General features: G+C 67.1%; 26 protein-coding genes. 9 read left to right on the forward strand and 17 right to left on the reverse strand.

The features are described from left to right. Window positions 1-20 precede the first annotated feature (20 nt). Together GO615_RS04300 and GO615_RS04305 are read right to left on the reverse strand one after the other, a co-directional pair. Entirely contained in the window at window positions 21-1,211 is a 1,191-nt protein-coding gene (locus GO615_RS04300) for a thiolase family protein (protein ID WP_169125812.1), read from the reverse strand. Window positions 1,212-1,227: 16 nt separating this feature from the next. Continuing rightward, complete coding sequence (locus GO615_RS04305; protein ID WP_169125813.1) at window positions 1,228-2,364, reverse strand: acyl-CoA dehydrogenase family protein; 1,137 nt, start codon at window positions 2,362-2,364, stop codon at window positions 1,228-1,230. A 232-nt stretch (window positions 2,365-2,596) separates the two neighbouring features. Here GO615_RS04305 and GO615_RS04310 point away from each other — a divergent pair, with 232 nt between their 5' ends. Beyond that, window positions 2,597-3,619, forward strand: a complete 1,023-nt coding sequence (locus GO615_RS04310) for an AraC family transcriptional regulator (RefSeq protein WP_169125814.1) — start codon at window positions 2,597-2,599, stop codon at window positions 3,617-3,619. A 90-nt stretch (window positions 3,620-3,709) separates the two neighbouring features. Here GO615_RS04310 and GO615_RS04315 read toward each other — a convergent pair whose 3' ends face one another. The 5 genes from GO615_RS04315 to GO615_RS04335 all read right to left on the reverse strand — a co-directional run bounded on the left by GO615_RS04315 (window position 3,710) and on the right by GO615_RS04335 (window position 6,541). Beyond that, window positions 3,710-4,297 carry a class I SAM-dependent methyltransferase gene (locus GO615_RS04315; protein ID WP_169125815.1) on the reverse strand — a complete coding sequence of 196 codons (588 nt, stop codon included), beginning with the start codon at window positions 4,295-4,297 and terminating at the stop codon, window positions 3,710-3,712. A 31-nt stretch (window positions 4,298-4,328) separates the two neighbouring features. Beyond that, the gene (locus GO615_RS04320; protein WP_169125816.1) at window positions 4,329-4,670 is read right to left on the reverse strand and encodes a DsrE/DsrF/TusD sulfur relay family protein; all 342 of its coding nucleotides are present in this window, start codon (window positions 4,668-4,670) and stop codon (window positions 4,329-4,331) included. 28 nt (window positions 4,671-4,698) lie between these two features. Next, complete coding sequence (locus GO615_RS04325; RefSeq protein WP_169125817.1) at window positions 4,699-5,358, reverse strand: ArsR/SmtB family transcription factor; 660 nt, start codon at window positions 5,356-5,358, stop codon at window positions 4,699-4,701. Between the two features lie 78 nt (window positions 5,359-5,436). Then, a complete protein-coding gene (gene ypfH, locus GO615_RS04330; RefSeq protein ID WP_169125818.1) occupies window positions 5,437-6,057 on the reverse strand; it encodes an esterase in 621 nt (206 codons plus the stop codon). Window positions 6,058-6,088: 31 nt separating this feature from the next. Beyond that, the gene (locus GO615_RS04335; RefSeq protein ID WP_169125819.1) at window positions 6,089-6,541 is read right to left on the reverse strand and encodes a DoxX family protein; all 453 of its coding nucleotides are present in this window, start codon (window positions 6,539-6,541) and stop codon (window positions 6,089-6,091) included. A 308-nt stretch (window positions 6,542-6,849) separates the two neighbouring features. Between GO615_RS04335 and GO615_RS04340 the strand changes: the two genes are divergently transcribed. Continuing rightward, complete coding sequence (locus GO615_RS04340; protein WP_169125820.1) at window positions 6,850-7,830, forward strand: glutathione S-transferase family protein; 981 nt, start codon at window positions 6,850-6,852, stop codon at window positions 7,828-7,830. Between the two features lie 124 nt (window positions 7,831-7,954). Further along, window positions 7,955-8,134: a hypothetical protein gene (locus tag GO615_RS04345; protein ID WP_169125821.1), complete on the forward strand. Its 180-nt coding sequence runs from the start codon at window positions 7,955-7,957 to the stop codon at window positions 8,132-8,134. A 4-nt stretch (window positions 8,135-8,138) separates the two neighbouring features. Here the strand turns inward: GO615_RS04345 and pqqE are convergent, their stop codons facing one another. The 5 genes from pqqE to pqqA are packed head-to-tail and all read right to left on the reverse strand — an operon-like array spanning window position 8,139 to window position 11,427. Continuing rightward, on the reverse strand, window positions 8,139-9,275 hold the full coding sequence (gene pqqE, locus GO615_RS04350; RefSeq protein ID WP_169125822.1) for a pyrroloquinoline quinone biosynthesis protein PqqE: 1,137 nt from the start codon (window positions 9,273-9,275) through the stop codon (window positions 8,139-8,141). Window positions 9,276-9,289: 14 nt separating this feature from the next. Beyond that, complete coding sequence (gene pqqD, locus GO615_RS04355; RefSeq protein WP_169125823.1) at window positions 9,290-9,556, reverse strand: pyrroloquinoline quinone biosynthesis peptide chaperone PqqD; 267 nt, start codon at window positions 9,554-9,556, stop codon at window positions 9,290-9,292. Next, window positions 9,553-10,332 carry a pyrroloquinoline-quinone synthase PqqC gene (pqqC, locus tag GO615_RS04360; protein ID WP_211166946.1) on the reverse strand — a complete coding sequence of 260 codons (780 nt, stop codon included), beginning with the start codon at window positions 10,330-10,332 and terminating at the stop codon, window positions 9,553-9,555. Before pqqC ends, pqqD begins: the two co-directional genes overlap by 4 nt. Window positions 10,333-10,379: 47 nt before the next feature. Further along, window positions 10,380-11,294 carry a pyrroloquinoline quinone biosynthesis protein PqqB gene (gene pqqB / locus GO615_RS04365; protein WP_169125824.1) on the reverse strand — a complete coding sequence of 305 codons (915 nt, stop codon included), beginning with the start codon at window positions 11,292-11,294 and terminating at the stop codon, window positions 10,380-10,382. A 58-nt stretch (window positions 11,295-11,352) separates the two neighbouring features. Continuing rightward, window positions 11,353-11,427 (reverse strand): pyrroloquinoline quinone precursor peptide PqqA, encoded by a 75-nt coding sequence (gene pqqA / locus GO615_RS29500; RefSeq protein WP_076601006.1) that lies wholly within the window; start codon window positions 11,425-11,427, stop codon window positions 11,353-11,355. Between the two features lie 209 nt (window positions 11,428-11,636). Here pqqA and pip point away from each other — a divergent pair, with 209 nt between their 5' ends. Both pip and GO615_RS04380 read left to right on the forward strand, forming a co-directional pair. Then, the gene (gene pip, locus GO615_RS04375; protein ID WP_169125825.1) at window positions 11,637-12,620 is read left to right on the forward strand and encodes a prolyl aminopeptidase; all 984 of its coding nucleotides are present in this window, start codon (window positions 11,637-11,639) and stop codon (window positions 12,618-12,620) included. 111 nt (window positions 12,621-12,731) lie between these two features. Next, a complete protein-coding gene (locus GO615_RS04380) occupies window positions 12,732-13,199 on the forward strand; it encodes a M48 metallopeptidase family protein (protein ID WP_169125826.1) in 468 nt (155 codons plus the stop codon). A 6-nt stretch (window positions 13,200-13,205) separates the two neighbouring features. Here the strand turns inward: GO615_RS04380 and dbpA are convergent, their stop codons facing one another. From dbpA to hydA, 4 genes are all read right to left on the reverse strand, one after another. Beyond that, window positions 13,206-14,663, reverse strand: coding sequence for an ATP-dependent RNA helicase DbpA (dbpA, locus tag GO615_RS04385; RefSeq protein WP_211166948.1), 1,458 nt, complete (start codon window positions 14,661-14,663; stop codon window positions 13,206-13,208). A gap of 14 nt (window positions 14,664-14,677) precedes the next feature. Continuing rightward, window positions 14,678-15,169: a hypothetical protein gene (locus GO615_RS04390; protein ID WP_169125827.1), complete on the reverse strand. Its 492-nt coding sequence runs from the start codon at window positions 15,167-15,169 to the stop codon at window positions 14,678-14,680. Window positions 15,170-15,344: 175 nt separating this feature from the next. After that, on the reverse strand, window positions 15,345-16,523 hold the full coding sequence (locus GO615_RS04395) for an alpha-hydroxy acid oxidase (RefSeq protein ID WP_211166949.1): 1,179 nt from the start codon (window positions 16,521-16,523) through the stop codon (window positions 15,345-15,347). A gap of 132 nt (window positions 16,524-16,655) precedes the next feature. Continuing rightward, window positions 16,656-18,095, reverse strand: coding sequence for a dihydropyrimidinase (gene hydA / locus GO615_RS04400; RefSeq protein WP_169125828.1), 1,440 nt, complete (start codon window positions 18,093-18,095; stop codon window positions 16,656-16,658). Window positions 18,096-18,415: 320 nt separating this feature from the next. Here hydA and GO615_RS04405 point away from each other — a divergent pair, with 320 nt between their 5' ends. Continuing rightward, on the forward strand, window positions 18,416-19,171 hold the full coding sequence (locus GO615_RS04405; protein WP_211166950.1) for a GntR family transcriptional regulator: 756 nt from the start codon (window positions 18,416-18,418) through the stop codon (window positions 19,169-19,171). Window positions 19,172-19,184: 13 nt separating this feature from the next. On the opposite strand, the gene GO615_RS04410 is transcribed toward GO615_RS04405, so the two are convergent. Further along, the gene (locus GO615_RS04410) at window positions 19,185-19,946 is read right to left on the reverse strand and encodes a GntR family transcriptional regulator (RefSeq protein WP_246262143.1); all 762 of its coding nucleotides are present in this window, start codon (window positions 19,944-19,946) and stop codon (window positions 19,185-19,187) included. 323 nt (window positions 19,947-20,269) lie between these two features. On the opposite strand from GO615_RS04410, the gene GO615_RS04415 reads away from it, so the two are divergent. The 3 genes from GO615_RS04415 (at window position 20,270) to GO615_RS04425 (ending at window position 23,150) form a co-directional block, all read left to right on the forward strand. Beyond that, window positions 20,270-21,580 (forward strand): MFS transporter, encoded by a 1,311-nt coding sequence (locus GO615_RS04415; protein WP_169125830.1) that lies wholly within the window; start codon window positions 20,270-20,272, stop codon window positions 21,578-21,580. 75 nt (window positions 21,581-21,655) lie between these two features. Next, entirely contained in the window at window positions 21,656-22,384 is a 729-nt protein-coding gene (locus GO615_RS04420) for a maleate cis-trans isomerase family protein (RefSeq protein ID WP_169125831.1), read from the forward strand. Window positions 22,385-22,406: 22 nt separating this feature from the next. Then, the gene (locus GO615_RS04425) at window positions 22,407-23,150 is read left to right on the forward strand and encodes an aspartate/glutamate racemase family protein (RefSeq protein WP_169125832.1); all 744 of its coding nucleotides are present in this window, start codon (window positions 22,407-22,409) and stop codon (window positions 23,148-23,150) included. Window positions 23,151-23,159 lie beyond the last annotated feature (9 nt).

Genomic DNA, 23,159 nt, shown 5'->3' on the forward strand with positions numbered 1-23,159 from the left:
TGCTTACTTGCGTCGTCGCTTCAGATCCGTTCGATCACCGTGGCCGTCGCCATGCCGTGGCCGATGCACATCACCTGCAGGCCGAACTGGCCGCCGCGATGCTCCAGGCCGGCGAGCATCTTCGCCATCAGGCCCGCGCCGGTGCCGCCCAGCGGGTGGCCGTGGGCGATCGCGCCGCCCCACGGGTTGAGCTTGTCGAGGTCCGGCGCAAACTCGCGTGCGAAGCACAGCGCGACGCTGGCAAAGGCCTCGTTCAGCTCGATCCAGTCGAGGTCGCGGAAAGACAGCCCGGCGATCTCCAGCGCACGGCGCGCGGCGGGGATCACGCCGGTGAGCTGCATCACCGGGTCGGAACCGACTGCGACGCGCGCACGGAAACGCGCCCGCGGTTTGATGCCGAGCGCCTCGGCGGCCGCGCGGCGCCCCACCAGCACCGCCGACGCGCCGTCCGACATTTGGCTCGCGTTCGCGGCGGTGACCCCACCTTCGCCCGGCTGACGGAACACCGGCGCCATGCCGCGCATGCGGTCTACGTCGATCGATGCGCGGATGCCTTCGTCGTGAGCCAGGGTAATCGCCGCCCCGTCCTTGTCCACACCGTGCACCGGCAGGATCTCGGCGTGCAGGCCGGCGGCCCGCGCAACTTCGGCGCGGCGATGGCTCTCGATCGCGAATTCGTCCATGTCCGCGCGCGACAGCTTCCACTGCTCGGCGATGCGCTCGGCGCTCTCCACCTGATGCGGGATCGCGTAGCGGCGCAGGATGTCGGGATGCAAGCCGTCGAAGCCGCGGAAATCGCCCTTGCCCAGCGTCAGGTCGAGGAACATCGGCACCCGGCTCATGCTCTCGACGCCGCAGCCGATTGCGAAATCGAGATCGCCCGCCGCCACCGCCTGCGACGCGGCATGCACCGCGAACTGGCTGGAGCCGCACATCCTGTTCATCGACACGCCCGGCACCTCGGCCGGCAGGCCTGCCAGCAGCGCCGCCTGGCGGCCGATGTTGGCGCCCTGCTCGCCCGCCTGGCTCACGCAGCCCGCGAGCACGTCGCCGACGCGCTCGACCGGCAGGCCGGTGCGCTGCAGAACGCCGCCGATCGCCGTCGCCAGGAGTTCGTCGGGGCGGGTCTCGCGCAGCGCGCCGCCGCGGCGGCCGAAGGGGGTGCGGACGGCGCCGAGGATCAGCGCTTCATTGGGGTGGGATTGGGTCATCGATTGCTCCTGTCGTTCAAGCCCGCTGCATTTCCCGGGCGATGATGTTGCGCTGGATCTCGCTCGTGCCTTCGTAGATCTGCAGCACCTTGGCGTCACGGAAGAGTTTTTCCACCGGATACTCGGTCGAGTAGCCCATGCCGCCGAAAATCTGCACCGCCTCGGTCGCGGCCCACATCGCCGCGTCGGCGGCGAAGGCCTTGGCGATCGAAGCCTCGATCGTGTTCGGCCGCCCCTGGTCCAGCAGCCACGCCGCCTGGTAGGTGAGCAGGCGCGCCGCCTCGAGCTTCATGCGCATCTCGGCGAGCTTGTGTGCGACCGCCTGATGCTCGATCAGGCGCCTGCCCATGCTGCGGCGCTCCGTTGCGTAGGCCAGCGCCTCGTCGATGCAGCGCTCGATGAGCCCGACCCCGAAGGCCGCGACCATGGGCCGCGAGTGGTCGAACACCGCCATCGCAAGCTCGAAGCCGCTGCCCTCCTCGCCCAGCCGGTGGTCCTCGGGCACGAACACCTTGTCGAGGAAGACCTCGCAGGTCGGCGCGGCGCACTGCCCGAGCTTGCCCAGCGGCTCGCCGACCGACAGCCCCTGGCTTGCGCGCGGCACGATGAAGGCCGTCATGCCCCGGTGGCCCGCATCCGGTGCGGTCTTGGCGAAGACGACTAGGAACTCGGCGACGTTGGCGTTCGAGATCCAGATCTTGCTGCCCGTCAGCATGTAACCGCCGGACACGCGCTCGGCGCGCGTCCGGATACCGGCCACATCCGACCCCGCTCCCGGTTCCGTCATCGCAAAGCTCGCCAGCGCCCCCTGCGCCGCCGCGGCGAGATAACGCCTGCGCTGCGCCTCGGTGCCCGCAATCACGATCGGCTCGGTGGCCAGCGCATTCACGCACAAGGCAGTGCCGATGCCGAGGCAGCCGCGGCAGAAGGCTTCGGTCACCAGCACCAGCTCGAGACAGCCCAGACCGCCGCCCCCGACCGATTCCGGCAGATTGATGCCGAGCAGGCCCAGCTCCTGCGCGCGTTGATGCACCTCGACCGGGAAGGCCTTGCTGCGGTCCGCCTCGGCCGCACGCGGCACGATCTCGCGGTCGGAGAAACGCCGCGCAAGCTCGCGGATCTCGCGCTGCTCCGCGTTCAACTGAAAATCCATGATCTCTCCTCGAAACCGCCCCCTCGCGGGCGGCGGGCGCATCTGTGCTTTAATTGCCAGAGCGTGACGCATCGTCGCGTCAATCGCCGCACCGGCAACGGCTTAAATGTTTCAGATGTCTCGATTTGCGATCCATACTATTGCGTATGGTGACGTTTGTAGATGGCAGAAAACGCCCATCGATTGACATTTTCTGCCACCCATTCGCCGACTCAAGTGGAATCACGAAAGCATGAACCGGCCATCCGTCACCGTTCCGATCCACATGATCGGACAGCTCGTCGAGCGGCTCGGAGAGCGCCGGGCGCTCGCCTGGGACTGCATCGCCCGCGCCGGCATCGCACCGGCGCTGCTCGAACAGGAATCGGCGCGCGTCACCGTCGAACAGTTCGCGCTCTTCTACCGCACGCTCGCGGTCGAACTGGATGACGAGACACCGCTCTTCTTCTCGCGCCCCCTGCGCGCGGGCACGCTCAAATTCCTGTGCCTGTGCCTGATCGACGCCGCCAACCTGCGCGTCGCGCTGCACCGCTTCTGCGGCTTCTTCCGGCTGATGCTGGACGACCTGCAGTTCGAGATGCACGACGATGACGGCCTCACGCGCATCGCGCTGGTCGAGCGGACCGACCTAGGCGAGGCACGGGTGCTGATCCTGGAACTCATGCTGATGCTCGTGCAGGGCATCGCGTCGTGGATGATCGACCGCAAGCTTCTCTTAGCCCGCGTCGACCTCGCCTACCCGCCCCCGCCGCATGCCGGCGAATACATCAACATGTACGCCGGCCCGGCGCGCTTCGACCGCCCGCTCACGGCGCTCCACATCGACCCGATCTTCATGGATGCCCCCGTCCGCCAGGACAAGACCTCCCTCGCCGCCTTCCTGCGCAGCGCCCCGATGGACTGGATCCACGTCTCGGTAAGCGAACGCCTGGTCACCCACCGCGTGCGCGACCTGCTCGAAGCGCGCCTCGGCACGCCGCAAACGGTGGAGGACGTCGCCCGCGCCCTGCACATCTCGCCGCGCACCCTCGCCCGCCGCCTCGACGCCGAAGGCACGCACTTCCAGGCGATCAAGGACGCGCTGCGCCGCGACGTGGCGATCGCGCGCATCTCGCGCTCGGATGAATCCATCGCCAACATCGGGGCCGAGCTGGGCTTCGACGACCCGGCCGCATTCAACCGGGCATTCCGGCAGTGGACGGGAACACCACCCGGAACTTATCGACGGCGCGGGGCGGATCCGCGCGCGGGTTGAGCTTCCCGGAACATTGCCACCGCCCTTCGACCAGCCTGGCCTGAACCCAGCCCAAGGGCTCAGGACGAACGGAAGTATTCAATTGCCGGGTTAATCATGCGCCGGCCGCCGCGCCAGGATCCCGAAGTGGTACGGCGCGGCGTCGCCCAGCTCGACCGGCCGGACCGCATCGAACCCGGCCTCGACCATCCAGGCGGCACACTGATCCGGCCGAGGACGAATCGCCAGGGGCGGACCCCGCGGCGTTTCGATGTCGCTGCGCCAGTGAATCACGGACAGGACGCCGCCCGGCTGCAGGCTTCGATAAGCCTCGCGCAGCAAGGCGACGGGGTCTTCGATATGCAGCAGGTTGAAGAGCATGGCATGGCCTTGCGAGCCATCCGGTACGCCCGTGCCGTGCTCGACGAAGTCGCGCAGCTCCGCCCGGATGTTCGATAGACCGGCACTCTGCGCGCGTTGTCGCACCAGGCTCACCATGCCCGGCTCGATGTCGAGTGCGGTTACCAGGCCCCGTGTCCGGGCGGCAGCAGGCAGGGTGAAGGTACCGTAGCCGCAACCCAACTCCACCAGGTTGCGGCCATCCCCCCGGGCAGGCAGAAGGCGATCCAGGATGCGCACGGGGTCGAAGAACGAAGCCCAGTACGCCTCGTCGGGCATGCCGCTTTCGCGTCCTTTCATGGCTCGACCTTCGATGCTTGGCTCGCGCCGCTCAAAACACCAGCACCTTGTCGGCAGCGGCCGTCCATTCTGCGAGTTCCTTCAGGGTGCTGCGCCGCACGCCTTCGACCAGCTGGTCGTCGCCCAGGCCGCGAGCGTCCATGCAGGTGCCGCATAGCGCCACCTCGCCCCCCACCATGCGGACCATGTCGCCGGCGTTGTAGTACCCGTCGGGCACTTTCTGGCCGCTCTTGGCGCAGCCGACCGCGTCCCCCATCAGGAACACGCGAACCGTCTCGCCCTCCATCCTACCCAGCGTACGGGCCAGGCGCAGTGCGTTGTAGCTGCGCTCCGTTCCGTAGGGTCCATCGTTGAGAATGAACAAGGTGTTCATGGCAACCCCCTGGCTTCTGCGTTTGAGTTCAGTTCTCGACAGGCAAGCCGTTTGCGCTCCACTCGGTCACCCCATCGGAAATCTTGTGCGCACTGAAACCACGCTGCCGCAGCAGTCGGACGGCTTCGTCGGACATCAGGCAGAACGGTCCGCGGCAATAGGCGACGATTTCCTTCCCGGCCGGCAGCTCGGCCAGCCGTTTTTCGAGTTCGGCGAGCGGCATCGAACGGGCATGCGGGAGGTGCCCGGCGGCATATTCGGCCTCCGGCCGGACGTCTATGACCACGACGTCGCCGCTGCGGGCCTTGGCAAGCAAGGACTCCCGGCTCTCCGAGGTGAGCGCATCGGGGGCGGCGGCCATCCGCTCCAGCGCCACGCGCAGTTCGACCAGATGCTCCTCGGCCACTTCACGGACGTTGAGCCAGAGCCGAGCGACGTCCGGACCGCTCAGCCGGTAATGGATGAACTTGCCCTCCCGGCGTGTTTCCACCAGGCGTGCTTCGCGCAGCGCACGCAGATGGGCACTGGCCAGCCGCATGTCGATATGGGCCTGTTCGGCGAGCAGCTCGACCGTCTTCTCGCCCTGCGCCAGCAATTCGATGAGCTCCAGGCGCTTCGGGCTGGAGATCGCCTTGCCGATGCGGGCGACGTGCTCGTAGAGGGATGACTTGGTGACAGCCTGATTCATACGCACAATCTAACGATTATTGGATTGTACGTAAAGCGCTTCAACCGGAGCACACGGTGCTGACCAATAGCTACACCGTCACCCCTTGCGCAGTTGCGCACACACGAGATCGACCACGTCCGCGTCGATCGTGTGCCCGACCTCCGGCAACAGGTTGAGTCCGACCTCGGCGCCGATCGACGCGAGGCGGTCCGCCGCGGCGATGCTGTAGCGCGGGTCGATTACCGTGTCGTCCTTGCCGTGAATGAGCTGCACGGCCGTCGCGGGCCGAACCCTGGGCGGCTGCGCGAAACGCCCGGCGATCGCGATTACCTGCGAAGCAAGTCGATCGGCGGTCTGGGTCGATTCGAGGGCCATAATCGCGCCCTGCGAGAAGCCGATCAGGGTCGTCGCGTCCGGCCCGACGCCGGATTGTTTCTGCCAGTCACGCACGGTTTCTACGAAGCGCGGCATCGCGGCGGCGACACGTTCGAGGCGGTTCTCCTCGGTGACGCCACGCACGGCAAACCACTGCCAGCCGATGCCGAAATCACACGGATCCGGCGATCGCACGCTCACGACGCATGCGGAGGGATCGGCGTGCGCAATGGCGTCGGCGAGCGGCAGGAGGTTCTGCGGCGTCGCGCCGACGCCGTGGAACAGCAGCACCAGCCGCCGCGCGGCGGCCGGTTTCCGGACGAGGACGGTATCGTCGTTCATGTTTGTGTCCCGGTTCAGCTGCGGGAAGGAATCAGTGCTTGTCGTCCGACGATGCCAGCACGGCGTCGAGGGAGGCCCGGCCCGCGCCGCTGAACGCGAGCGAGATCGAGACCGCGAGCAGCGCCAGGCCGAATTCGTAGCCGTTGTTCTTCATGAACAGCCCGTTGGCCGCATGCACGCTGAAGATCGCGACCAGCATCGCGAACGCCAGCACGGCCGACGCGGGGCGCACGAGCAGGCCCACGATCAGCGCGAGGCCGCCGAAGAACTCCGCGCCGCCCGCCAGCAGGGCCATCAGCTGGCCCGGTGCGAGACCGATCGATTCCATCCACTGCCCCGTGCCCTGCAGGCCGTAGCCGCCGAACCAGCCGAAGAGTTTCTGCGCGCCATGCGCTGCGAAGATGATGCCGACTGGAATGCGCAGCGCCAGGGGACCCCAGGCGGCTTTGGTAGCGAGAAGGCGATTGACGAAACCGTTGCTCATTTTTCTTTCTCCATTGATTGGGGTTGGGGCTGGCCGCATGTCTTCGTACCGCTTGCTGACCGTGGAACGAACTGTACGCGGCGAGACAGTTGAGTCAAATAGCTCTAATTGAGAATTTATGTTCCATTATTTGCAACAATAATCTTGTGAGAACGATGTCCGCGAAGCACCCGCATTCGTCATCAATGCGTACGTTTTGTTCTTGTTCGGGCAACAGTCATGCCCCCTCGTCGCTGTTTATCTTCCACGTCGCATCCCATACCTTCTCGCCCATAGGGCAATGCCCACAACAGAGAGAGGACAAGAACATGCTCGTGAATGGCAAATGGGCGGAAAAGTGGCAGCCGGTGCAGCAAAGCGACGCCGACGGGCGCTTCATCCGCCAGCATTCGGGTTTCCGCGACCGGATCGGCCCCGACAGCGCGAAGGGCTTCGCCGTCGAAGCGGGCCGCTATCAGCTCTACGTCGCCTACATCTGCCCGTGGGCATCGCGGACACTGATCGCGCTGCACCTGAAGGGACTCGAGAACGTGATCGACGTGTGCGCGGTCGACCCGCGCCTGGGCGATCAGGGCTGGGCCTTCACCGGACGCGACGACAGCGACCTCGACCCCGTCAACGGCGCGAGCTACATGCACGAAATCTATACGCTGGCCGACCCGACGCACACCGGCCGCGCGACGGTACCGGTGCTGTGGGACAAGAAGACCCGCACCATCGTCAATAACGAGTCGTCCGACATCGTCCGCATCTTCGACAAGGACTTCGGCGCCCTTGCGACCGGAGACGTCGATCTTTGTCCGCCGGAACTGCAGAAGGAGATCGACGCGGTCAACGAGCGCCTGTACATGAGCTTCAACAACGGCGTGTATCGGGCCGGCTTCGCAGGCACGCAGAAGGCCTACGAGGAAGCGGTCGCCGACGTGTTCGCGACGCTGGACTGGATGGAAGGCCGCCTCGCACGGGCGGACTGGCTGGTAGGCGACCGGCTTACCGAGACCGACATCCGCGCCTTCGTGACGCTGGTGCGCTTCGAGCTCGCCTATTACAGCCTGTTCAAGTGCAACCTGCGCCCGCTGTCGGCCTACCCGGCTGTACGTGCCTACCTCGTGCGCCTGCTGGCGATCCCGGCCTTCGCGGCGAGCGTCCGCCCCGACCACATCAAGGCGGGCTATTACTCGATCAAGGCGCTCAACCCCACGGGCATCGTTCCCGTCGGCCCCGAACTGGACTACCTCGAAGCGCTGGGCGCCGCACGCGGCGATCGCCCCGCCCGGTCCGCGGCATAGGCGCCGCACGACGCGAAGCCGCGCGCCCGGGCCGCGGCTTCACACAGAGTCTTACAAAGCAGTCGTGCGCGACGGTGCACGGTGCCTGCCGGCGGCGCGTTGACCACTCACAAGGAGGTCAATCATGGCTCGCTTACTTACTGCAATCCTCGTTGCCACGCTGCTCGGCGGCTGTATCGTGCTCCCCGTCGGCCACGGCGGCTACCGCCACCATGACCATTCCTGGGGCGAACGCCATCATGACGGCGGCCACCGCTACTGGAGCGACCGCGACGGTTCCTGGCGCTATCGCGAACGCCGCTAAGCCTTTATCCCTCGCCCGCGGCAAGGCGGCGCGACGCGGCCGGATCCCGAAACACCAGCGGCATCGCCGTGCCCTCGCCCCGCTCGGCTCTCGCCAGCGCCTCCGTCACCAGGTGGTGGGCTGGCGACTTGTCGCACACGGGGTCGGCCGCCGCCGGGTCGCCCGCCAGCATCCAGGCCTGGCAGCGACAGCCGCCGAGGTCCTTTTCCTTCTCCGGGCAGGTGCGGCAGGGTTCCTTCATCCAGCCATCGCCGCGGTAGCGGTTGAAGCCTTCCGACTCGTACCAGATCTCGCGCACGCCCATCTCGCGCACGTTGGGAAAGGCGAGCCCGGGGAGCATCTTCGCCGTGTGGCACGGCAGCGCGGTGCCGTCGGGCGTCACCGTGAGGAAGACGTTGCCCCAGCCGTTCATGCACTTCTTCGGGCGGGTCTCGTAATAATCGGGCACGACGAAGAAGATGCGGATGCGATCGCCGTATTTCTCGCGGTATTCGTTGGTGATGCGCTCGGCACGTTCGAGTTGCTCGCGCGTCGGCAGCAGCTGATCGCGGTTGAGCAGCGCCCACGAGTAGTACTGGTTGTTCGCGAGTTCCAGGTATTCCGCGCCGAGCTCGACCGCCATCTCGATGATGCGGTCGATGTAGTCGATGTTCAGGCGATGGATCACGCAGTTCATCACCATCGGCCAGCCGTTGTCCTTGATCATCGCCGCGACGCGTTGCTTGAGATCGAAGGTGCGGGTGTGCGACAGGAAGTCGTTCAACTCGCGCGTCGAATCCTGGAACGAGAGCTGGATGTGGTCGAGGCCCGCGGCCTTCAGCGCCGCCGCACGTTCGGGCGTGAGGCCGACGCCGGAGGTCAGGAGATTGGTGTAGAAACCCAGTCGGTGCGCCTCGGCAACGAGCACTTCGAGGTCGTCACGCTGCATCGGCTCGCCGCCCGAGAAGCCGCACTGCACGCTGCCGGCGGCACGCGCCTCGCGCAGCACGCGCAGCCAGTCGTCGGTCGACAGCTCCGGCCCGCTCGTCGCGAAATCGACCGGGTTGTAGCAGAAGGCGCAGTGCAGCGGACAGCGGTAGGTCAGCTCCGCCAGCAGCCACAGCGGCGGGCCCGGCTGCGGCGCGGCATTCGGTCCGGACATCGCGAGTCCCTCCACTACGTTTCGATCCACTGCTGGGCGCGCGCCATCGCGAGGAAGTTCGCGACGTCGTCGGCAAGCCCGCTTGCGCCGAAGGCATCTTCCAGCTCCGCGACGATCGCCGCCTCCGTGCGGCTACCGTCGCAGCGGCGCAGGATCTCGCCCGCGCTCTGGTTGAGCTTCACCATCCCTTCAGGATAGAGCAGCACCCAGGCATTCTGTGCCTCTTCCCACTGCAGGCGGAAGCGGCGCGACACGCGCGGGCCGGGCTCGGCGGCGCTCATGCCTTCGGCCCGGTGATCTCGACCCTGCACTCGCTCAGCATGATCGCATCCGCCAGCGCCCACAGCACGTCGAGCTTGAACTGCAGGATCTCCAGCGCGCGCTCCTGCAGCGCACGGCTGCGGCTGAAGTAGTCGAGCGTGAAGCGCAGGCCGTGGGCGACATCGCGCCGCGCCTGCGTGAGGCGGTTGCGGAAGTACTGCAGCCCCTCGGTATCCACCCACGGATACATGTCGGGCCAGGTGTCGATGCGCTGCTGGTGGATGTGGGGCGCGAAGAGCTCGGTCAGGCTCGACGCGATCGCCTCCTGCCACGGACGCTGACGCGCGAAATTGACGTAGGCGTCGACGGCGAAACGCGCCGCCGGCACGACATGACGCAGCGAGGTGACGTCGTCGCGCGTCAGCCCCACGGCCTCGCCGAGGCGGATCCAGGCTTCGATGCCGCCCGGATCCTTGATGCCGCCGATCTCGTAACCGTCATGATCGAGGATGCGCTGGATCCACTCGCGCCGGATCTCACGGTCCGGGCAGTTCGACATGATCGCGGCGTCCTTCACCGGGATCGCGATCTGGTAGTAGAAGCGGTTCGCGACCCAGCCCTGCAGCTGCGCGCGCGTGAGCTTCCCCTCGGCCATCATCACGTGGAAGGGATGATGGATGTGGTAGCTCGTGCTCTTGCCGCGCAGGCGGGCCTCGAACTCCTCGCGGCTCAGCGGCGGCTCGTTGGCCATGCCGGTACGGGCGGCGGCATCCTCGATCGCGACGTCGAAATCCATGCTTCTCTCTCCTTCCAGTGCCATCCGTCCTGGGACGTGGCGTGCTCTCAGAACGACAGCTCCATGCCGTCGAAGGCGAGCTCGATGCCGTGCGCCGCAAGTTGCGCGCGCTCGGCACTGTCCTCGTCGAGGATGGGGTTCGTGTTGTTGATGTGGATCAGCACCTTGCGGGTGCTGGCGGGCAGACGGTCGAGCCATTCGATCATCCCGCCCGGCCCCGACTGCGGCAGGTGCCCCATCGCGCGCGAGGTTTTCTGCGAGGCACCGAGGCGGATCATCTCGTCGTCGGTCCACAAGGTGCCGTCGACGAGCACGCAGTCGGCCATTTGCATCGCGGCCCACACGTGGGCCTCCATCTCGCCCAGCCCCGGCGCGTAGAACACCCGCCGCCCGCTCCTGGCATCGACGAGCGTCACGCCGATGTTGTCACCGGGCCGCGGACGGTCGCGGTGCGGCGAATACGGCGGCGCGTTGCTCGTGAGTGGCAACGCCTCGAAGCCGATGCCGGGCGCGCCGTGCATCGCAAAGGCGCCGAAAAGCGGCACCTCCTGCCAGTCGAGGCCGCAGTAATGCGACAGCACGTTGAAGAGCGGATTGCCGGCCGAGAGGTCTTCCCGCACCGCGGAGGTGCACCACAGCTGGTGCGCGGCGCGGTGCTCGCGCAGCATCAACAGCCCTGTCGTGTGGTCGATCTGCGCGTCGATCAGCACGATCGCGCGGATCGCCGTATCGCGCAGCGCACGCCCCGGCTGCAGCGCGGGGAACGCTCGGATCTGCTGCAGGACGTCGGGCGAGGCATTGAAGAGCACCCAGTTCTCGTCGTCGCCGCTCACCGCGATGGACGACTGCGTGCGTACACTGGCGCGCACGGTTCCGCGCCGCAGGCCGTCGCAATTGCGGCAGTTGCAGTTCCATTGCGGGAATCCGCCCCCTGCCGCCGAACCGAGCACCCTGATCTTCACGCTCTCACCTCCTCCTGCGACGGCACGAACCCGCATGTGCGGGCCATGCCGGGGACGCTCAGCGCGTCGCGATGTACATCGTGATTTCGAAGCCGAAGCGGAAATCGCAAGCCGAGGGGGTTTCCCATTTCATGATGTGTCTCCTGTGTCGTCGATTGTGGTTCGAGGAAGCGACCGCAGCCTTGTTGCCGGGTCGAAACAGAGGATGCTCCACCTCCTCGCAGTCGCGAATCCAAAAAGTGGGGAATTTCACCTAGCGATTTTCATGAGACCCAAGGCAGCCCCCGGCGCGTCCCGGCCCGGGCGTATTCCAGGCTCGGGGAATGCGCTAGGATCCCGTGCATGCAAGCCATCAACCCGCCCTCCGGACCCGCAGCATCGCCGCCTTTCCCGCCCATCGAACCGTGGCAAAGCGGCTGCCTGCCGGTCGGTGACGGGCATTCGATCCACTTCGAGCAATGCGGCAATCCGCAGGGACTCCCCATGGTCGTGCTGCACGGCGGCCCCGGCAGCGGCTGCTCGCCGCGCATGCGACAGCTGTTCGATCCCGCGCGCTTCCGCATCGTGTTGTTCGACCAGCGCGGCTGCGGACGCAGCACCCCGCGCGGGGAATGCGCGCACAACACCACGGCCGATCTCGTCGCCGACATCGAGCGGCTGCGCGGGCATCTTGGCGTGGAGCGCTGGCTCGTGACGGGCGGCTCGTGGGGGGCAGCACTTGCCGTCGCCTATGCCGCGGCGCATCGGGAAGCCTGCCTCGGTGCGATCCTGCGCGGCATCTTCCTGACCGGCCCTGCGGATCTGGAATGGTTCTTCGTCGGTGCCGGTGCATTGTTCCCGCAAGTCTGGCAAGCACTCGATGCGGCCACCCCCGGGGATCGGCAGCTTCCCCTGACGGACCGCCTGTTCGATGCGGTGCAGGGAAACGATGCGATCGTCGCGGCCGAAGCGGTGCGACGCTGGATGCAGTGGGAGGCGACACTCGACAGCGGTTGCCCTGCCCCGCTGCCGGTGTTTCCGGACGCAGACGCGCAGGCGGCGCTGCTTGCGAAGTACCGGTTGCAGGCGCATTACCTGCGCCGCCACTGCTTCCTTGGCGAGCCGCACCTGCTGGAACTCGCGGCAAGGCTCGGCGGGCTTCCGGTCGAGATCCTTCACGGCGAGAAGGATCTCGTATGCCGGGTCGAGAATGCGCGGCGCCTGCAGCATGCCGTGCCAGGCAGTCGGCTGCGGATCGTCGCGGACGCGGGGCACAGTCCCTTCGCGCCGTCGATGCAGCAGGCGCTGACGGACAGCGCCGTACGGTTCCTTCCCACTCAAGGCTGAAGCAACGCGGCGAAAGGTCCGGCGGCAGCATGTTGCTCGTAGGCTTGCCGGAGAAGACGGCGCGGGACCGCGTCACCGGTACAATCTCGCCTTCGCGACACCCGACAGCCCATGCGTCCCCGAACCGCCCCCGACTACCTCGCCGACCTGCTGCTGCGCAAGTACCCGCAGGCACACGAGGTGCGAACGGACAAGGCGCTGTACGACTACGTCCAGGACATCAAGACCGGCCATCTGCGCAACGCGGGACAACTCAGCAAGGTCGCCTTCGACAGCAAGCTGCACGTGATCCAGCACGCCCTCGGCACGCACACCCGCGTCTCGCGCGTGCAGGGCGGCAAGCTCAAGGCGAAATGCGAGATCCGCGTCGCGACCGTGTTCCGCGACATGCCGGAAGCCTTCCTGCGCATGATCGTCGTGCATGAGCTTGCGCACATCCGCGAGCGCGAGCACGACAAGGCCTTCTACCAGCTGTGCCGGCACATGGAGCCGGATTACCACCAGCTGGAGTTCGATGTGCGCGCCTACCTCTGTCACCTCGACGCAACGGGCAGACCGCTGTGGTCGGCCACTGCCTGAACGGGCTCAGTCGGTCAGCGCGCGCACCTTCACCGGCCGCCCCTTGAGCCTGCCCGCGGCCAGCCGCCGCACGGCTTCGCCGGCGATGTCGCGCACGACCGCGACATAGGTCGTCTGGTCAGTCACGGTGATCTTGCCGACCTGCTCGCGCGTGAATCCGGCCTCGCCCGTCAGCGCACCGAGCACGTCGCCGGGGCGGATCTTGTCCTTGCGCCCGCCGAGGATCTGCAGCGTCACCATCGGCGGCACCAGCGGCGAATCGTCACCGCTCTGCAAGGAACCCAGGCCGTGCCACTCCGGCTCGATGCCCGTCACCTGCGCGATGGTGGCCACGCGGCGCTTGTCAGCCGGGCTGCACAGCGTCAGCGCCCAGCCGTCCTCGTCGGCACGGCCGGTGCGGCCGATGCGGTGGATGTGGACTTCCGGATCCGGCGTGACGTCGACGTTGATCACCGCCTCGAGTTGCGCGATGTCGAGCCCGCGCGCGGCCACGTCGGTGGCCACGAGCACCGAACAGCTGCGATTGGCGAACTGGATCAGCACCTGGTCGCGCTCGCGCTGTTCGAGATCGCCGTGCAGCGTCAGCGCACGGAAACCCTGCTTGTGCAGCGCCTCCACCAGATCCCGGCACTGCTGCCGGGTGTTGCAGAACGCCAGCGTGCTGACCGGACGGTAGTGCCTGAGCAGCGTGCCCACGGCCTGCAGGCGTTCCTCATGCTTGATCTCGTAGAAGCGCTGGCGGATCTTGCTGCCCTCGTGCTGCTCGGGCAACTTCACCTGCTGCGGATTGCGCAGGAACTGCTGGGCGAGCCGCTCGATTCCCTCGGGATAGGTCGCGGAGAACAGCAGGGTCTGGCGCCGCGCCGGGCACCGGCTGGCGACGAACGCGATGTCGTCGTAGAAGCCCATGTCCAGCATGCGATCGGCTTCGTCGAGCACCAGCGTGTTGAGCGCATCCAGCCTCAGGCTGCCGCGATCGAGGTGATCCATGATGCGCCCCGGCGTACCGACGACGATGTGCGCGCCATGCTCCAGGCTCGCCCGCTGCGGACGCATCGTCGTGCCTCCGCACAGGGCCAGGATCTTGATGTTGTCGGCAGCTCGCGCGAGACGGCGGATCTCCTGCGTCACCTGGTCCGCCAGCTCGCGCGTCGGGCACAGCACCATCGCCTGCACCGCGAAGCGGCGCGGATTCAGGTTGGTGAGCAGCGTCAGCGCGAAGGCCGCGGTCTTGCCGCTGCCGGTCTTCGCCTGCGCGATGAGGTCGTGGCCGGCAAGCGCCAGCGGCAGGCTCGCGGCCTGGATCGGCGTCATCGTCCGGTATTCGAGCTGCTCCAGTGTCGCCAGCAGCGCCGGCGACAGCGGCAACTCGCCGAACGGCCGCCCGACTAGCGTCGGCCCCGGCGCGGCCGTGGTCGGGTCCGGGGCGGCCGCATCCGCCTGCGGCGGGGTCGATTCGCTCATGCTCACCTCGCGCCTCAGCCCTTGCGCCGACGCGCCGCGCTGGCCGGCTTGCGCCAGTGTCCCGCGCGCTTCCTTTCGGTTTCGACGGTCTTGGGCTTGGGCATCAGCAGGTTCTGGCCCGCCCCTTGTCCCGAAGCGCGGTGTGCAAGGATCGCGGCATTCAGTTGCTCGGCCGTCGGCACGACCGCGCCCTGCTCGCCCTGCGCGACATGCGCACCGAGCCGCTGCCTGACTTCGAAGATACGCTCGGCCGTATCGGCCTTCTTCGGCAAGCCGGTGACGATCGCCTGCGAGGCCGCGCTCAGCGTGAAGCGTCCCTCCTCCGCGCAGACGAGGCCGTTCGTCGCCAGGCGTTCGAAAGACTCGGCCAGCTTCGCCTCGGACGGAATCGCCCCCTGCAGCAGATCGACTGCGGCGATGGCTTCGACAAGCTCGGCGGGGCGCCGCTTCGAAGCGAGCGCCAGGGCAAGCAACAGGAGTGCGTCAATATCGTGAAGCGGGTGCATCGAATACCTTTGGAAAGCGGCGGGGAAATGAATCGGCGAGGAGCGCAGCGTACAACGGCCGCGATGCGGAAGAGCGCGGCAGACGCCAGAGACCTTCGGCAAGGGCGAGAGTGTAAGCGTTCGGAGCGCGCACGGCGCCAATAAGTTGCGAGCGCCGCAAGCGCCCCCTACCCCCTCAGCGCGGGGGAAAACGCACGCTGTCCGGCCCGATCCGTGTCATCTCCGGGCAGCCCAGCAGCGCCAACGTTCGATCCATCTCCGAACGCAGGATCTCCAGCGCCCGCGCCACGCCCGGCCTGCCCGCCGCCGCGAGGCCGTACAGCGTCGCCCGTCCCGACATCGCCGCATCCGCCCCCAGTGCGCGCGCCTTGACGAAATCGCTGCCGCGCCGCAGGCCGCTATCGATGACCAGCGTCATCTCCGGCCCCGCCGCCTCGCGGATCTCGGGCAGCACCTCGATCGGTGCAACGCAGGTGTCGAGCTGGCGGCCACCGTGATTGGTGACGACGAGGCCGTCCACGCCCAGCTGCTTTGCGCGCAGCGCGTCGTCCGGGCGCAGGATGCCCTTCACGAGCAGCTTGCGCGGCCACAGCTCGCGCAGCCACGCCACATCGTCCCAGTTCAGCGATGGGTCCATCTGGCTCGACAGGAAGGTCGCCGCGTTGCGCGCGCTGTCCTGCCCCGGCGGCAGGAAATCGCCGAGATTGCGGAAGCGCGGCATGCCGTGCGGGATCAGCACGTCGAAGAGCCAGCGCCAGCGCGTCGCGACATCGACCAGGTTGTCGACGTTGAGCTTCATCGGCGCGCGGTAGTTGCGCCGGTCCCACTCGCGATTGCCGAAGGCCGCGACGTCGGTCGTCAGCACGATCGCCTCGGAGCCCGCAACTTCGGCGCGTTTGACGACGCCGGCGAGGTTCTCGCGGTCCTTGAAGGGATAGATCTGCATCCAGTGGCGCACCCCGGTTTCGACAATGCGCTCCAGCGACACCGTCGACACCATGCTCTGGCACATCGGGATGCCGGCATCGCGCGCCGCCTCGGCGAGCATCAGGTCCCCCTCGTGCGACAGCAGGCCGTTGAAGCCGGTCGGCGCGATGATCGCCGGCATCGCGATGCGGCTGCCGAACAGTTCGCAGCCGAGGTCGCGCTCCGACACGTCGACCAGCGTGCGCGGCTGGAAGGTCACCGCGTCGAAGCTCGCGCGGTTCTGGCGCAGCGTCACTTCGTCATCCGCGCCGCCGTCGAGGTATTCGAAACAGAAATTGGGGATGCGCGCCGCGGCCATCGCACGCAGTTCGACGATATTCTGGGCGCGACGCGGATCGCCGCCCCGGTAGAGTTTGCGCATCGGCATCGCGCCCGTTCCCAAAGCAAAAAAGTCCGCCCCACGATACCGGAGGCGGACTTTGCTTGCCAGTCGTCCATCATGATACGGAACGCTCCACGCGCGGCACGCGACGATGAATCGCGCGCGCCGGGCTGCGGTTCACCCTTCCCGCACCAGCCTGCGCTCGCTCTTCGGCCGCGCCGGCAGCGGCTTCGAGCATTCGAGGAAGCGTCCACGTCCCTTCTGCGCCTGCGCCCTGCCCCCCACCCACACGACCTCGCCGCGCGAGATCGTCACGCCCGGCCAAGCCCTCAGATGCATGCCCTCGTAGGGCGTGTAATCGACGTTGTGGTGCAGCATCTCGTTGCGGACCGTCACATCGACATCGGTGTCCCAGATCACGATATCCGCATCGCAGCCCACCGCGATACTGCCCTTGCGCGGATACAGGCCATACAGGCGCGCGACGTTGGTCGAGGTCAGCGCGACGAAGCTCTGCGGATCGATGCGCCCCGTGAGCACGCCCTCCGAGAACAGCAGCGCCATGCGCGTCTCCAGCCCCGGGATGCCGTTCGGGATCTGGTCGAAGGACGCATCCTCGCCCGCCGCCTTCTTGCCCTGCGGATCGTCGAAGCGGAAGGGCGCGTGGTCCGACGAGAAGACCTGGAACACGCCGTTCTCCAGCCCGTCCCACACCACCTTCTGGTTGGCCTTGTCGCGCGGCGGCGGGCTGCACACGCACTTCGCGCCGTGCAGGTCGTCGCCCTCGAGGTGCTCGCTGGTCAGGAACAGGTACTGCGGGCAGGTCTCGCCGTACACCTGCAGGCCGCGTCCCTGCGCCCAGCGGATCTGCTCGACCGCCTCGCGGCCGGACACATGCACGATCAGCACCGGCACGTCGACGAGCTCGGACAGCGAGATCGCCCGATGTGTCGCCTCGCGCTCGACCAGCATCGGCCGCGATGCCGCGTGAAAGCGCGGCGCGGTGTGGCCGGCCGCGAGCAGCTGCTCGGTGAGCCACGCGATGCAGTCGGTATTCTCGGCGTGGATCATCACCATCGCCCCCTCGCGCCGCGCCACCGCGAGCGTCTCGAGGATCTGGCGGTCGTTGAGCTTGAGGTCGTCGTAGGTCATGTAGATCTTGAACGACGTGTAGCCTTCCTTGATCAGCTCCGGCAGTTCGCGCTGCAACACGTCGGGGGTGGGGTCGCTGACGATCAGGTGGAAGGCGTAGTCGATCACCGCCTTGTCCCCTGCGCGCGCGTGGTAGTCATCCACCGCCGCACGCAGCGACTGGCCCTTGAACTGGCACGCGAAGGGCAGCACCGTCGTCGTGCCGCCGCAGGCCGCCGAGAGCGTGCCGCTGTAGAAGTCGTCGGCCATCTTCGTGCCGTCGTTCATCGGCTGGTCGAGGTGGCAGTGCCCGTCGATGCCACCCGGCATCACGTAGCGTCCGGCCGCGTCGATTTCCTCGCGACCGGCGGGCAGATTCCTGCCCAGCGCGGCGATCACGCCGTCGCGCACACCGATGTCGCAATCGAACTCATCCGCCGCCGTCACGACGTGGGCGTTGCGCACCACCAGGTCGAAACTGTCCATTGTTGTCTCCATATTTATCGGGGTCTGGCCGGCGAATGCGATCTCCACTGTTGGGAACGACACGCCTGTCCAATATAAATCTGTATTTTGTCGACAATTTATCGATGTTTTATTAGACACGCAAGCAAAATTCATCGACCACGACCGACCCAGACAAGGCAGATCGGACTTGCGCACAAGGAAGCCAGTAGCTCGAACGTCGACTCAATAGCTTCGAAATGCAGACAGGCCGTGGACTTTTCTTGCCGCTCCATCCGCGCGAATCGTAGAATTCGGGCTTCGGCCCGGCTTTGCGGGCCCCTCAGGCGCAGGACGACAGGATGGAAAAAAAGACGGTCAAACAGCGCGGCAGCCGCGCATCGTCGCCCGCCCCCTTGCACGATGAACGGCCGGCGAACGAGGGCGAAGGCGGTGCGTCGGACCAGGAGATCTACGAGCGCATCATCACGTCGATCATGGAGCACCGCCTGCCGCCGGGCACCAAGCTCGGCGAGGACAAGCTCGCGAAGATCTTCGGCGCGAGCCGCGCACGCGTGCGCCAGGTGCTCGCGCGCCTCGCGCTGGAGCGCGTGGTCGTGCTGCACCCGAACCGCGGGGCCTTCGTCGCCGAGCCCACCGTGGAGGAAGCGCGCGAGGTCTTCGAAGTCCGTCGCCCGCTCGAAGCGCTGGTCGTACACCGCATCGTCGCGAAGAAGGACCCGGCGATCGTCGCCCGCCTGCGCGCCCACGTCGCAGCCGAGGAAGCCGCCCGCGCCGCGCGCGACCGCCGCGCCATCATCCGCCTCTCGGGCGAATACCACGTGCTGCTCGCGGAGCTCTCCGGCAGCACCCTGGCCGCGCGCCTGATGCATGAACTGGCGTCCCTCACCTGCCTCATCATCTTCCTCTACGACGCCCCTTCCGTGCCCGCCTGCCGCGACCAGGAGCATTCCGAGATCACGCAGGCGCTCGCCGACGGCGACGAGGCCGCCGCGATCCGCCTGATGACCGAGCATCTCGAGCACGTCGAGGCCTGCCTCGACCTTTCGCGCGGCCGCCCCGAGGAACTCGACCTGGAAGCCGCGCTGGCCGGCTGAGTTCGCTTCCCCGTCAGGAGAAGATCCGCTCCAGGTCGTCGTCCTCCTGCGCGGCGAGGCTGATGTCGAGCGACTGCTCGACGTGGTCGAGGTGATGCAGCATCAGCGCGGCGGCGGTCTCCCCGTCGCGTTTTGCAAAGGCCTCCACCAGGCGACTGTGCTCGTCTTCCGGACACGCCCGCCCCACGGGCGAGTCGTACAGGATGATGATCAGGCAGGTCAGCAGCGTCAGCTCGCGCATCTGCCGTGCGAGTATCGCGTTGCCGGCCATCTCCGCGATCTCGAGGTGGAACTCGCCCGACAGCCGGATCACCTGCTGGCGGTCGCGCTGCGCACGCGCCTTCTCCTCGGCAAGGACCAGCTCGCGCAGCCGCGCGAGCTGCGCGGGCGTCGCCGACAAGGCCAGCTTGCGCGCCAGCGCCGGCTCGATCAGCCGCCGCGCCTCGAACACCTCGCGCGCCTCCTCCACCGTGGGCTCGGCGACGAAGGCGCCGCGGTTCGGCACCAGTGTCACGACCATCTCGTGCGACAGGCGCGCCAGCACCTGCCGGATCATCGCCCGGCTCGCGCCGAACACCGCCGCCAACCGCTCCTCGACGAGCTTGCGGCCCGGCGCGAGGCGATGCTCGATGATCGCCGCAAGGATGCGGCGATAGATCGCCTCCGCGTCCGCACCCGCTGCTGCCTTCGACCGGCGCTCCTGCCCGAGACGCACCACCTTCGCGTCGCGGACGTCCTGCGGGCGCTCTCGCGCGCCCGAACCATTCTGAACCATCTGTCGAGCCCCCATTCCGCCCTCTCATCGGGTGCAAATTCATTGTTAGCGAACTATAAACTTTTTTGTCTACAATTCGTTGACTTCATGTTGGCAGCAGCCCTATAGTTCATCGCACGACGGTAACGAGTCATTCCCGAACGGCGATCTATCCGGTCGACACTTCGGGCCTGAACCGGCAACCAGAAAAAGAAATGGTGCGAGGCCGCGATCCGGCACTCGCTCCCCGTAGGCGGCATCAAGCCCTTTGGAGGCGCCGGCACGGTCACATGGTCGTGGCGGGATAGCCAAAACTCATCCAAGCTGTGGAAAGGAGACACCACATGAAAGCTGAAATCGCCCTCGACCGGGCGGCAGCCGTACCGGAAACGCAGACGAAGGTCCGCTGGCGGATCTTCCTGATGATGCTGTTCCTCATCTCGATCAACTACATCGACCGGGCCTCGCTGTCGGTCGCGATGCCGATGATCGCCGCGGAATTCGACATCGGGCCCGCGACGCAGGGCCTGCTGCTGAGCTCCTTCTTCTGGACCTACGCCTTCATGCAGATCCCGGGCGGCATGCTCGCGGACAAGTACGGCCCGCGCCACGTCATTGCGGGCGCCACCCTCGGCTGGGGCTTCTTCCAGGCGATCGCGGGGGTCTGTACCGGCTGGGTCAGCCTGCTGATCACGCGCCTGGGCCTCGGCGCCGCCGAAGCGCCGATCTACCCTGCGGGCGGCAAGCTCAACGCCATCTGGATGACGCAGAACGAACGCGGTCGCGGCGCGACCCTGCTCGACGGCGGCGCCCCGCTGGGCGCGGCGCTCGGCGCGATCCTGATCTCGGGCCTGATCGCCGTGATGGGATCGTGGCGCGCAGCCTTCGTGATCGCCGGCGTCGGCACCGTGATCGCCGGTTTTTGGGCCTGGTCCTACATCCGCAACCATCCGCGCGAGCATCCGGGGGTCAATGACGCCGAGGCCGACTACATCGAGGAAGCGCACGCGAAGGAACTCGCGGCATCGCCGAAGGTGACCAGCGGCAAGATCATGGAATTCTTCCGCTACCGCTCGGTGTGGGGCATGTTCTTCGGCTGGATGTGCTTCAACGCGCTGTTCTACGGCCTGCTGACCTGGATGCCCAACTACCTGTCCAAGCAGCACGGCTTCGACATCAAGCAGATGGGCGGCGCGGTGTTCATCATGTTCTTCGCCGGCTTCGTCGGCGAGCTGATCGGCGGCTGGATCGCCGACAAGTGGAAGGAAAAGGGTGCCTCGCAGGGCAAGGTGCTGCGCACGCTGTTCGGGATCGCATCGATCATCGCCACCGTGTCGATCTACAGCGTCGCGAAGATCACCGATCCCGTCACCGTCGTCGTGATGCTCTCGGTCACGCTGTTCTTCCTGCGCTGGTGCGGCCTGTTCTGGTGCGTCCCGTCCATCCTCGGCACGCGCAACCGCGTCGGCTTCCTCGGCGGCGTGATGAACCTGGGCGGCAACTGCGCGGGCATCGGCGTGCCCATCCTCGTCGGCCTCATCGTCCAGGCGACCGGCTCGTACTACATGGCGCTGATGCTGTTCGCCGCCGCCGGCGCCGGCCTGTTCATCTGCTCGACGATGCTGATCGACTACGACAAAAAGATCCCGGTCTGATCTCCCCCCGGGGCGCCGCGGTCATCCCTGCCGCGGTGCCCCACCCTCCCCGACCGGACGCCAACGAGAATTCCCATGAGCAAACGCATTCGCCTGGGCGTGCTGACGCCCTCCTCCAACACCTCCCTCGAACCGCTGACCAGCGCCATCGTCGCCGAAGTGCCCGGCGTATCGGCCCACTTCTCGCGTTTCACCGTCACCGAAATCTCGCTCAAGGACCAGGCCCTCGGCCAGTTCGACGACACGAAGATCCTCGAAGCGGCAAAACTGCTCGCCGACGCCCATGTCGACTCGATCGGCTGGAGCGGCACCTCCTCCGGCTGGCTCGGTTTCGAGCGCGACGTGCAATTGTGCCGCCGCATCACCGAAGTGACCGGCATCCCCGCGACGACCTCGGTGCTCGCGCTGAACGAGATCCTCGCCAAGACCGGCACGAAGAAGCTCGGCCTCGCGACCCCCTACGTGCCCGATGTGCAGGCGCGCATCGTCGCCAACTACGCGACGCTCGGCATAGAGGTGCCGTCCGAGCAGCACCTCGGCATCAGCGTCAATTTCGACTTCGCCGAAGTCGCCGAGGACACGCTGCGCACGATGGTGCGCGAAGTCGCCAAATCCCGCCCCGAAGCGATCACGACCTTCTGCACCAACCTGCGCGCCGCCCAGCTCGCCGACGAGCTCGAAGCCGAAACCGGCATCCCGCTCTACGACACGGTCTCGACCGTCGTGTGGAAGCAGTTGCGCATGGCCGGCATCGACACGCGCACGATCAAGGGCTGGGGTCGCCTGTTCCGCGAAGTGGCCTAAAGTGAAATCGGATGAATCGAAAATGAAAATCCTGCTGCTGAATCCCAACACCTCGCAGAGCGTCACCGACCGCATCGCCAACGCGGCGAAGGGGGTGGCCGGCGCGCGCACCGAACTCGTCACCGCGACCGCTCCGCGCGGCGTGCCCTACATCGCGACCCGCGCCGAAGCCGTGATCGGCGGCGCCGTCGCGCTCGAGATGCTGGCCGAGATGCACACCGGCGTCGACGCGGCGGTGATCGCCGCCTTCGGCGACCCCGGCCTCGGCGGCGCACGCGAACTCTTCCCGATCCCGGTGATCGGACTGGCCGAAGCGGGCATGCTGACCGCGTGCATGCTCGGCAAGCGCTTCGCGATCGTGACCTTCTCGCAATCGCTGGAGCCCTGGTACCACGAATGCGTTGCGTGGCACGGCCTGCGCGAGCGCTGCGCCGGCGTGCGCGCACTGGGCGGCAGTTTCCGCTCGATCTCGGACGTACAGGACGAAAAGGAAGCGCTGCTGGTCGAACTCGCGCAGCAGGCGGTGAACGAGGACGGCGCCGACGTGGTCGTGCTCGCCGGTGCGCCGCTCGCGGGGCTCGCCCGCCGCGTACGCGACCGCATCCCGGTGCCGGTCGTCGACTGCGTCGAGGCTGCGGTCAAGCAGGCGGAAACGCTGGTCGCGCTGAATCCGCGCAAGGCCGTTCAGGGCACCTTCGCACGTCCCGGCGCGAAGCCCTGCGTCGGCATCGCCGAGCCGCTAGCGCGCTGGATCAACCATGAGTGAGGCCCGTCG

This window comes from Aromatoleum evansii (genome assembly GCF_012910805.1).
Classification (GTDB): domain Bacteria; phylum Pseudomonadota; class Gammaproteobacteria; order Burkholderiales; family Rhodocyclaceae; genus Aromatoleum; species Aromatoleum evansii.